At 64.3% G+C, this 10876-nt stretch carries 8 protein-coding genes; 6 read left to right on the top strand and 2 right to left on the bottom strand.

Annotated elements, in window-relative coordinates; all coding sequences use genetic code 11:
* Window positions 1-56: 56 nt before the first annotated feature.
* Entirely contained in the window at window positions 57-1940 is a 1884-nt protein-coding gene (locus GJ672_RS03265) for a sigma-54-dependent Fis family transcriptional regulator (RefSeq protein ID WP_154295851.1), read from the bottom strand.
* Window positions 1941-2153: 213 nt separating this feature from the next.
* Here GJ672_RS03265 and GJ672_RS03260 point away from each other — a divergent pair, with 213 nt between their 5' ends.
* On the top strand, window positions 2154-3674 hold the full coding sequence (locus tag GJ672_RS03260) for an aldehyde dehydrogenase family protein (RefSeq protein WP_195759539.1): 1521 nt from the start codon (window positions 2154-2156) through the stop codon (window positions 3672-3674).
* Between the two features lie 199 nt (window positions 3675-3873).
* Window positions 3874-4221, top strand: a complete 348-nt coding sequence (locus GJ672_RS03255) for a DUF779 domain-containing protein (RefSeq protein ID WP_154295849.1) — start codon at window positions 3874-3876, stop codon at window positions 4219-4221.
* Here the strand turns inward: GJ672_RS03255 and GJ672_RS03250 are convergent.
* Entirely contained in the window at window positions 4218-5387 is a 1170-nt protein-coding gene (locus GJ672_RS03250) for a pyridoxal phosphate-dependent aminotransferase (protein WP_154295848.1), read from the bottom strand. The two genes, GJ672_RS03255 and GJ672_RS03250, sit on opposite strands and share 4 nt — an antisense overlap.
* A gap of 79 nt (window positions 5388-5466) precedes the next feature.
* Between GJ672_RS03250 and gluQRS the strand changes: the two genes are divergently transcribed.
* Genes gluQRS through GJ672_RS03230 form a run of 4 tightly spaced genes read left to right on the top strand, consistent with a single transcriptional unit; the run spans window position 5467 to window position 10868 of the window.
* On the top strand, window positions 5467-6384 hold the full coding sequence (gene gluQRS / locus GJ672_RS03245) for a tRNA glutamyl-Q(34) synthetase GluQRS (protein ID WP_154295847.1): 918 nt from the start codon (window positions 5467-5469) through the stop codon (window positions 6382-6384).
* Window positions 6385-6417: 33 nt separating this feature from the next.
* The gene (locus GJ672_RS03240) at window positions 6418-6612 is read left to right on the top strand and encodes a hypothetical protein (protein ID WP_154295846.1); all 195 of its coding nucleotides are present in this window, start codon (window positions 6418-6420) and stop codon (window positions 6610-6612) included.
* Window positions 6602-9541 (top strand): ATP-binding protein, encoded by a 2940-nt coding sequence (locus GJ672_RS03235; RefSeq protein ID WP_154295845.1) that lies wholly within the window; start codon window positions 6602-6604, stop codon window positions 9539-9541. The genes GJ672_RS03240 and GJ672_RS03235 overlap by 11 nt, the downstream gene beginning before the upstream one ends.
* A complete protein-coding gene (locus tag GJ672_RS03230; protein WP_154295844.1) occupies window positions 9534-10868 on the top strand; it encodes a sigma-54 dependent transcriptional regulator in 1335 nt (444 codons plus the stop codon). Before GJ672_RS03235 ends, GJ672_RS03230 begins: the two co-directional genes overlap by 8 nt.
* Window positions 10869-10876 lie beyond the last annotated feature (8 nt).

Below are 10876 nucleotides of genomic sequence, written 5' to 3'. Positions count from 1 at the left end.
ATGGAGAAAATACCGGTTTTTTAGCAGACTGGAAAATGTGCCAGGGCTCAAAACCGTCAACCGCGCCGCAGGCGCCGGTACAGCGTGCTGCGACTGATCCCCAGGGCCCGAGCCGCGGCCGCATAGTTTCCCCCATGGGCTTCAACGGCGTCGCGCATGCAGCGTTCTTCAGCTTCCCTCAGCCCACCGGTCGCTTCTGACGGCTCACCGGCTACAGCCATATCGGATGCACGGATCGGCTCCGGCAAGTCCAGGATTTCGATAGGCCAACCGGGCTTGGCAAGGGCAAGGGCCGTGCGCAGCGCATTCTGCAGTTCACGCAGATTACCGGGCCAGGGGTAACGAAGCAGGCAATCCCGGGCCGCCGGTGCGATTCGCGCACTCGGGTCTTCTACCGCCAGCATCCGGCTGATCAGGCCCTCGAGGTCGGCGCGGTTCCGCAGCGCCGGCAAGGTGACACGAAACCCACAGATTCGATAATAAAGGTCCGCCCGAAAAGCGCCCTGTTCCACCCGTTGCGCCAGATTCTGGTGGGTGGCGCTGACCAGCGAAAAATTCACCGGAATCGGGTCGGTGCCGCCAATTGGGACAACCGCGCGCTCCTGGAGGACCCGTAGTAACCGGCTCTGAATGGACAGTGGCATGTCGCCGATTTCATCCAGGAACAGGGTGCCACCATCCGCTCGCTGCACATGCCCCGCCGCACCCTCCCGGCTGGCGCCGGTAAAAGCGCCGGGCCGATAACCAAACAACTCCGCTTCGGCCAGGGAATCCGGGATGGCGGCACAGTTCACGCTGATCATCGGCCCGGCACCTCGTTCACTGCAGTCGTGCAGCCGACGAGCCACCCACTCTTTGCCTGTGCCGGTTTCCCCCTCGAGGACCAGCGGAATGCCGCGATTGAAAACCTGCCGAGCTCGCCACATCAGGTCCACAAACCCCGGATCGCCGGCATGCAAAGCGGGAAACGGGTCATCGACGTCAGCCGCCCGCGGCTGGCCTGACCGCCGACCCATCGGCACGCTGACCCGCTCACCCCGCGACGCCGGTCCCTGAATCCGTGCCGTGACATTCAGTCCGTCCCGGGTGCGCAGGATGATCCACTCGTCGCTCCGCCCGGCCAGTTCATCGAAACTCGATTCCAGCAGGCCGTCCAACTCAGCATGGACCGTCAGTGCGCTCATGTGCCGGGAGGCCACTTCGTTAAATGCCAGCACCCGCCCGGATGGCTCCACTGCAACAATGCCCTCCCCCAGGGTTCCCACCAGTTCCGGGCGGACATGGAAGTGGAGATAAATGGCGTCCGGGAACTCGGTTTCGAGCATCCGGTTTTCGATCATCCGAGCCCCCATACGCACCAGACCCAGCGCGTGCAGCTGCCTTGCCGGCTGGTCGCCGGAGACATCCAGAAGACCCGTCAACTGGCCGTTAACGTCCCGAATGGGCGTGGCCGCACAGGTCAGGAAAGTGTTGCAGGCCAGAAAGTGCTCCTCGCCGTGAACCGATGCACTCCGCTGCTCGGCCAACGCCAGGCCAATGGCATTGGTGCCCCGCGCCGATTCCCCCCAGCAGGCGCCCGGTTGCAGCGCCACCCGCTGGCTCCGGCGGCTGAACGCCGGATCACCGTGACGTTCGAGGATCACGCCGTTGGCGTCGGCCAGTAATACCGCGCTGTTGGTGCCGGCGATCTGGTGCCGGAGGTTCTCAAGCTCGGGCAGGGCAAAGGCGATCAAGCGCTGGTTTCGCTCCCTGACCAGGGCCAGTGCCGCCTGCTCGAGCATGGCATCCGCGGCGCTGCGCTCCGGCGTTAAGCCGTTTTCCCGGGAGCGCTGCCAGGAGCGCCCCACGCCTTCCGCAGCGCCAGCGGGTGATTCTGCGCCATCAAGCAACTGCCCGCGGATCTGCCCAGCGGGGCGTTCGACGCTGTCTCTGCGACCCATAGGACTCTCCTCCCCGTCGCAATTCCGGACACCCCGTCCCGCCGTGGCACAGCAGAGCGGTGGTGCCGTCTGTCTGCAGACTGCCCCGGCGGGCCCGGGATTGCAAAGAATTCATGAAGATAGAAAGGCGTGGCGGTTTCTGGCCCGGATTTTGCTGATAGCTCTCGTGCCGTGCTGTGGTACTGGTTAAAAAAATACCCATGAGGAGAGATCATGATTTACGCTCCCCCTGGCAGCTCTGATGCCGTTGTCAGCTATAAGGACCAATACGAGAATTTCATCGGTGGAGAATGGAAACCGCCGGTGGATGGACAGTATTTCGATAACCCAACGCCGGTCACCGGGCAGACGTTCTGCCGTATCCCCCGATCCACCGCCGCCGATATTGAACTCGCGCTGGACGCCGCCCACGCCGCCAAGGGCGCCTGGGGCACCACCCCGGTGGCAGAACGGGCGGTCATCCTCAACCGGATCGCCGACCGCATCGAGGCCAATCTGGAAAAGATCGCCGTGGCCGAAAGCTGGGAGAACGGCAAGCCGGTGCGGGAGACCCTGGTGGCGGACATCCCGCTGGCCATAGACCACTTCCGTTATTTTGCCGGCGTCATCCGCGCCCAGGAAGGCACGGTGGGCGAGCTGGATAACGACACCGTGGCCTACCACATTCACGAACCCCTGGGGGTCGTGGGTCAGATTATCCCCTGGAACTTCCCGATCCTGATGGCCACCTGGAAAATTGCTCCGGCCCTGGCTGCAGGTAACTGCATTGTCCTCAAGCCCGCGGAACAGACCCCCGCCAGCATCCTGCTGGTGATGGAGCTCATCGCCGACCTGCTGCCGCCGGGTGTCCTCAACGTGGTCAACGGGTTTGGAGCCGAGGCGGGCAAGGCACTGGCGTCCAACCCGCGGATCGCCAAGGTCGCCTTCACCGGCGAAACCACCACCGGGCGACTGATCATGCAGTACGCCTCGGAAAACCTGATCCCGGTCACCCTCGAGCTGGGCGGCAAATCCCCGAACGTGTTCTTCGCGGATTGCTTTGCCGAGGACGACGGTTTTCGCGAGAAGTGCCTGGAAGGCTTTGCGATGTTTGCCTTGAATCAGGGCGAGGTCTGCACCTGCCCCTCCCGGGCGCTAGTCCAGCAGTCGTTCTACGGGGATTTCATGGACGCCGCCCTGGATCGGGTGGGACGCATCAAAGCCGGTAATCCGCTGGATACCGACACCATGGTGGGTGCTCAGGCCTCCCAGGATCAGTTCGAGAAGATCCTGGCCTACGTGGATATCGGCAAACAGGAGGGCGCCAAGGTGCTCGCCGGCGGCGAGGCCCTGGAACCCGGGGGAGACCTTTCCGGCGGTTTCTACATCCAGCCAACGGTCTTCGAAGGAAGCAACGCCATGCGGATCTTCCAAGAGGAAATTTTCGGGCCTGTGGTCTCGGTTACCGGCTTCTCTGACATGGACAATGCGCTGGAAATCGCCAATGACACCCTTTATGGGCTTGGCGCCGGTGTCTGGTCGCGCAGTGCCCATACCACCTACCGCATGGGCCGCGGGATTCAGGCGGGCCGCGTCTGGACCAACTGCTATCACCTCTACCCGGCCCACGCCGCATTTGGCGGATACAAACACTCCGGTATTGGACGCGAGAACCATTTGATGATGCTGGCGCACTACCAGCAGACCAAGAATCTGCTGGTCAGTTACAGCCAGGCACCGATGGGTTTCTTCTGAACCCCGGGGGCGAGGGGCTGGTGAAGCCAACGGTGACCCGGCGAAGCATTGATGACATCAACACGATTTTTGATGAAATGCGTGCCGGCACCATCGACGGCCGGATGGTGCTGGTCATGATCAACTGACATCATTCCTGACAGGGTGGCCGGCCGATCCATGATTCGGTCGGCCACCGCTGACTCAATGGAGGAGAGCCATGAATCAGTCTACAACACGGGTCAGCGCCACACCGGAGGCCGAGGCCCTTGTCGCCGAGCTGCGGGAGCGTCATGGACCGCTGGTTTTTCATCAATCCGGTGGCTGCTGTGACGGCAGCGCCCCCATGTGTTATCCGAGAGAGGAGTTCCGCATTGGGGCACGGGATGTCTATCTCGGCGACATTGGCGGAGAGCCGTTTTATATCGGCGGCGCCCAGTACGAACGCTGGTCCCACACCAATTTGATTATTGATGTGGTGGTCGGGCGAGGCGCCGGGTTCTCGCTGGAAGCGCCGGAGGGCAAGCGATTCCTCACCCGCTCGGAGCTCTGCAATCTGGCCGACTAGGCACCACCCCGCAGGTGCCGGCGAATACGCTCAACGGCAGTCGCCAGGCGGTCCAGGTCGGTGGTGTAGGCAAATCGAACATGGGCTTCGGGCGCCGTGCGCTCAAAATCGATGCCCGGCGTGACCGCCACATGCGCGGCCTCGAGCAGGGATGAGGCAAAACTTGAGCTGTCGCCGGCCAGTGCAGAAATGTCGGCGTACAGGTAGAACGCGCCGGCTGGCGTTCCGGGAATGCGGAAGCCGATGTCGCGAAGGGCGGGCAGCAGGAAGTCCCGGCGCTCGGCAAATGCTGCCCGGCGCTCTTCGAATATGGCCTCGGCGGATGAGGAGAAACAGGCCAGTGCCGCATACTGGGCGGGCGTCGACGCGCTAATAAAGAGGTTCTGCATCAGCTTCTCCGCCACCGGCACCCAGTCGTTCGGCACCACCATCCAACCCAGACGCCAGCCGGTCATGCCGAAGTATTTGGAAAAGCTGTTGACGACAATGGCCTCCGGCGCGTGCTCCAGTCCCTGGGCCGGGGGATCGCCGTAATGCAGGCCATGATAAATTTCGTCGATGATCAATCCGACGCCCCGGACCTGGGCCAGGCCAGCCAGTGACCGTAGCCCGTCCGCGGTGGCCAGTGTTCCGGTGGGATTACCGGGGGAGCCCACCAGCATGGCCGCGGTGGCCTGATCCATGGCTGCCTCGGCCCGTTCCGCCGTGAGCTGATAATCGGTCTCCGCCGTGACCCGAACCGCGCGGGGCTCTGCGTTCACCATCTCCACGAAATTGCGATTGCAGGGATAACCCGGGTCCGGCAGCAAAACGTTGCGCCCCGGATCCGCCAGCAGTGCCAGTGCAATGACCAGGGCACCGCTGGCCCCGGGTGTGATCAGGATGCGGCCGGGATCGAGATCAACGCCATGCCGGCGCTGGTAGTGATCGGCGATGGCCTCGCGAAGGGCCGGTAAGCCGGCGGCGGGCAGATAGCCCGTCCGGCCGTCGGCCAGCGCCTGACGCCCGGCCTCCACCACCGGCTGAGCCGTGGGAAAATCCGGCTCGCCGATCTCCATGTGCACCACATCGCATCCGGCGGACTCCAGCTCCCGGGCCCGGCCCAGCAGCGCCATCACATGGAATGGCTGGATGCGATGAGTCCGGGCAGCGAGTGGGACCGGCATGGGCGAGACTCCGAGGACTAAAGGCGGAGAGTCTACCAAGCCCTCGGTCTGGCGCCGAACCCGGGGGTAGGATAGCGGCATGACCCGCACACCCGTCATTGGCCGCTTTGCTCCCAGCCCCACCGGCCCGCTACATCTGGGATCCATGGTGGCCGCCATTGCCAGCTTCGTTGACGCCAGGGCGGCCGGCGGCCAGTGGCGATTGCGAATCGACAACCTGGACAGTACCCGCTGCCGACCGGCGTGGGCGACGAGCATCTGCTCGACCCTGGAGGCGTTCGGACTGCACTGGGACGGGGCGGTACAGAACCAGGACAGCCGCCGGGGCTTGTATGCCGAGACGCTGGACCAGCTGATTGAGCGGCGGCGAGCCTACCCCTGTGGCTGCACCCGACGCGAGGTGCAATCGCTGGGCCGACCCGGTCCCGCCGGGCTGATCTATCCCGGCACCTGTCGCGGAGGTCTGCCACCCGGCCGCACCGCTCGCAGCTGGCGCTTTCGAGCCGAATCGCAACCGGTGGCTTTCCTGGATCGATGCCACGGCCATCAGACCGTCGCGGTGGACGAGTTGGTGGGCGACTTCCTGCTGAAACGGGGTGACGGTCTGCATGCCTACCCCCTGGCGATGGTGGTGGACGATGCCGAACTGGGAGTGACCGATATCGTCCGGGGCGCGGACCTGCTGCCGGCGACGGCGCCCCAGGTGGCTCTGCAGCGGGAGCTTGGCCTGCCGACGCCCCGCTACCTGCATGTGCCAGTGGCGACGGATGAGCTCGGCCGCAAACTGAGCAAAACCAACGCCGCTACCGCCGTCGATCCGAGACAGGCGTCGGCGATCACGGCGGCGGTTCTCGCATTTCTGGCTCATCCCCCGCCGGCAGAATTCGACGGAGCGCCTCCCGGCGAATTGCTGGAATGGGCGGTGCGTCACTGGCGTCCGGTACGGCTGCAATCCCGGCCGGGCGAAGAGGCTTTCCTCCTGCCCCATCCCCTGTGATACCTTCGGTAACGTCAATGGGGAGGAGAGCCCATGATTGGACAGAATTCCCCCGGGGGTTCCGTCGGCCTGTTGCTGCTCATGGTCGGGCTGCTGCTGTTCGTTTCGCCACTGGCCTTATGGTGGGCTGACGTCGGTCTGTCCTGGCATTTCCCTTTTCTGCTGTGGCTGGGTTACATCGCGCTGGTGGCGCTGACCACCCGCCGCGGGAGCCGCCATGGTCTTTAACCCCGCCACCCTGTTCCTGGCCGCCGTGGGGTACCTGTGCCTGCTTTTTCTCATTGCCCATGCCACGGAGCGCCGCTGGATCCCGGCGGCGGTGGTTCGCCATCCAGCGGTCTACGTGCTGTCACTGGGCGTCTATGCCACCACCTGGAGCTACTACGGCAGCGTCGGCTTTGCCAGCAGCTCGGGGCTGTTGTTTGCCACCATCTACATCGGCGTCACCATCGCCTTTGCGATGACGCCCCTGTTGTTGATGCCGTTACTGCGGCTGGTCCGCCGTCATCAGCTCACCTCGGTCGCGGATCTGTTCGCTTTCCGCTTTGACAGCCGATTGGCCGGGGTGCTGGTCACCCTGATGATCCTGACCGGCAGCCTCCCCTACATCGCCCTGCAGATCCGGGCGGTGGCCGAGTCGACCCAGATCCTCAGCACCGACACCGCCACCGAGCCCGTGGCGGTGGTGTTCTGCATCATCGTCACGGTCTTTGCCATCGTTTTCGGCGCCCGCCATGTCACGCCGCGGGAAAAACACAGCGGCCTGGTGGCCGCCATTGCCTTCGAATCACTGGTGAAAATCGCCGCCCTGCTGCTGGTGGCCGTGATTGCGGTGTCCATGGCTTTCGGTGGCTGGCAGGGGCTGGGAGACTGGCTGGCTGCCAATCCCGAACGCCTGGAGCACTTCATGGCGCCCGTGGCCGGTCAGGAGTGGACCGGGCTGTTGTTCCTCGCCTTTGCTGCGGCCTTCCTGCTGCCCCGGCAATTTCACATGCTGTTCATCGAAAACCTCGGTGACAGCGGCCTGCGCACCGCCAGCTGGGCCTTCCCGCTTTTTCTGCTATTGCTGGCCGCCGCGGTTCCTCCGCTGCTCTGGGCGGGCCAGGCGCTGGCCCTGAACGTGCCCACGGATTACACCGTGCTGGGTATTTCCCAGCTCACCGGCAATCCGGCCATCGCACTGTTCATCTATCTGGGGGGCATCTCCGCGGGCAGCGCCATGATCATTGTCTCGACCCTGGCGCTGTCCTCCATGTGCCTCAATCATCTCGTCCTGCCGCTGATGCGCCTGGCACCGCTCAATGACCTCTATGCCACCCTCCGCTGGGTTCGCCGTGCATTGATTGCCATCATTATCGCTGCGGGCTATCTGTTCTATCTGAGCCTGGACCGGACCGAAGCACTGGTCTCCTGGGGGCTGATCGCTTTTCTGGCCATGGCTCAGCTCATCCCCGGGGTGCTCGCCATGCTCTTCTGGCAGGGGGCCACCCGAGCGGGATTTCTGGCCGGGCTGATAGCCGGCGGTGCCATCTGGGGGATCGCCGGGCTGTTCCCGGCCCTCGTGACGGTGGGGCCCATTCAGCTGATCGGTCTGGATCTGGGTGCTGCCCAGACCGCCGGCCACTTCGGACGGTTGACGTTCTGGACGGTGAGTGTCAACGCCGTGGTTTTTGCGGCGGTGTCACTGCTCTCCCGGCAGGACAGCGGCGAGTCCGAGGCGGCCAATGCCTGTCGCGGGGTGATCACCGACGTTCCCTCGGGCGCATTGGTGGCCCGGTCGCCGGCGCAGTTCGTGGAGCAACTGACCCCGGTCACCGGCGCGCCCGCCGCGCATGGAGAGATCGTCAAAGCGCTACAGGATGCCGGGCTGGACTGGACAGAAAGCCGCCCGGACCGCCTCCATCAGCTCCGCGATCAGGTCAAGCGGAATCTATCCGGCATGATGGGACCGGTGCTGGCCCGGGACATCGTCGATCAGTGCCTGCGACTGGATACCGATCACCGAACCGCGTTGGCTCAGAACGTCCGCATCATCGAAGAACGGCTGGAGCGGCACGGCGGCGGTCTGCGGGGCATCGCCGCGGAACTGGACGCGCTGCGCCGCTACCACCGCCAGATACTGGAAGACCTGCCCCTCGGCGTCGTGGCAGTGACCCGGCTGGGACGAATTGCCCGCTGGAATCCGGCGGTCCGGACCCTGACCGGCCTGGGCGATCATGCGGTACTGGGGCGCCACCTGCGGGAACTCCCGGCCCCCTGGGGAGCACTGCTGGAGCAATTCCTCAAGGAGCCGGTTGACCAGGCTCACAAGCGCCCGGTCAGCCTGCCCGCCGGGGAGCGCTGGCTGACGTTGCACAAAGCCATGATCGGCGAGCCCGATGGCGACGAGAACGCCGACCGCCTGATCCTGCTGGAAGATGTCACCGATGTGCAGCGACTGGAGCACGAGCTGGCCCACAGCGAGCGGCTTGCTTCTATCGGCCGCCTGGCCGCCGGTGTGGCCCACGAAATCGGTAATCCAGTGACGGCCATTGACTGCCTGGCCCAGGAGTGGCGGGAGGAACACACCAACGACGATCGCGCCACGGAGATCCTGCAACAGACCCAGCGGATCACCCACATTGTCCAGGCGCTGGTGGGTTACGCCCACGCCGGCCCGCCGACGGGCAACGGCGCCGTGGAACGGGCCTCACTGGCGAGCGCCGCCGAAGAAGCGGAACGCCTGGTGCGATTGAACCCACGGGCCAAAACGCTGCACTTCAGCCGCGATATTCCCGCGACGTTGAGTGTTCTGACGGGACACCAGCGTCTGGTCCAGGTGTTCGTGAACTTCTACACCAATGCCATGGACGCCTGCGAACCTGGCGGAAAAATTGCTCTCAGCGCCCGCCGCCAACGCGGCAATGCGGTCATCCGGATGGTTGATGATGGCCATGGCATCGATCAAGCCATCAAAGACAAGGTCATCGAACCCTTTTTCACCACCAAGGCACCCGGCAAGGGCACGGGTCTCGGCCTGTCGCTGGCGTGGGCCATCATTAGCGAATGCGCCGGCGAGTTGAGCATCCAGCCCCGTCGTGGCCGGCAAAAAGGCACCCAGGTGGTGCTGCGCCTGCCCCTTGCCACCGAAACGGAGGCAGTACCCGCCAGTGGCTAGCGTCCTCATCATCGAAGACGAAAAAGTCATCCGGGAAGCCATCGTCCGGCTCCTGGTCAAGGCGGGTCTGCACGCCCAGGGTGCCGAGTCCGTGGAAGCGGCCCTCCGCGACGGGCCGCTCGGCAACCATGACCTGGTACTGGCCGATCTCCGGCTACCCGGGCGGGATGGCATGGATATCATCGACCTGGCTGGCGACACGCCGGTCATCATCATGACCAGCTATGCCAGCGTCCGGTCGGCGGTGGATGCCATGCGACGTGGCGCGGTGGATTATATCGCCAAGCCCTTTGATAACGACGAACTGCGCCTGACCGTGGAGAGAGCGCTGCGGGAGTACGCCATGCGGCGACAGAATGCGGCCCTGCGCGCCCAGATCGATGAGGCCTATCCGGTTCACGGAATCATTGGTCATTGCCAGCCCATGCAGAAAGTCCTCCAGCGGATCCAGCGGGTGGCGCCCACGGACACCACGGTGCTTATTCTCGGGGAGTCCGGCACCGGCAAGGAACTGGTTGCACGCGCCCTCCACGAGGAGAGCCCCCGTCGCGGCGGTCCGCTGATTGCGGTCAACTGCGCCGCCATTCCGGAGTCCCTCATTGAAGCCGAGCTTTTTGGCCACGAGAAAGGCGCATTCACCGGTGCCGATGCCCCTCGCAAAGGGCTGATCGAGGCGGCCAGTGGCGGCACCCTTTTTCTGGACGAAATTGCCGAATTGCCAGGCAGTGCCCAGGCGCGGCTGTTACGCGCCCTGCAGGAATCCGAAATCCGCCGGGTGGGCGCCGATCAGGGCCGCCGGGTGGACATTCGCCTGGTGGCCGCCACTAACCGGGATCTCGGCGCACTGGTGGAACAGGAGGGCTTTCGAAGTGACCTGTATTTCCGGATCAATGTGATGGAAATCGAGCTCCCTGCCCTGCGCGAACGAATGGATGACCTGCCCGAGCTGGCACAGTTTATGCTCGAAAAATCCTGTCGACGCCTGAATCGACCGAGCATGACGCTCACCAATGACGCCATGGAGGCCATCCAGCACTATCCGTGGCCGGGCAATGTGCGGGAGTTGGAAAACATCATCGAGCGAGCCGTCATCCTCAGTGACGACAACGAGGTGTCGGTCGAGACCCTGGCCCTGCCAGTGAATGGCAATCGGGCAAGCGCCCGGTCGCTTAGCCTGTCACTGGAGGAATATTTTCAGGAGTTCGTTCGCGCCCACGAGGGGGAACTCACCGAAACAGAACTTGCCCGACGCCTCGGTATAAGCCGTAAAGCCCTGTGGGAGCGACGCCAGCGAACTGGTCTGCTCCGCAAAACACAGGCAGGGTGAAGGGCCTG

Source organism: Spiribacter sp. 2438 (assembly GCF_009676705.1).
Lineage (GTDB): Bacteria > Pseudomonadota > Gammaproteobacteria > Nitrococcales > Nitrococcaceae > Spiribacter.
This window is presented reverse-complemented; position numbering and strand designations above follow the sequence as displayed.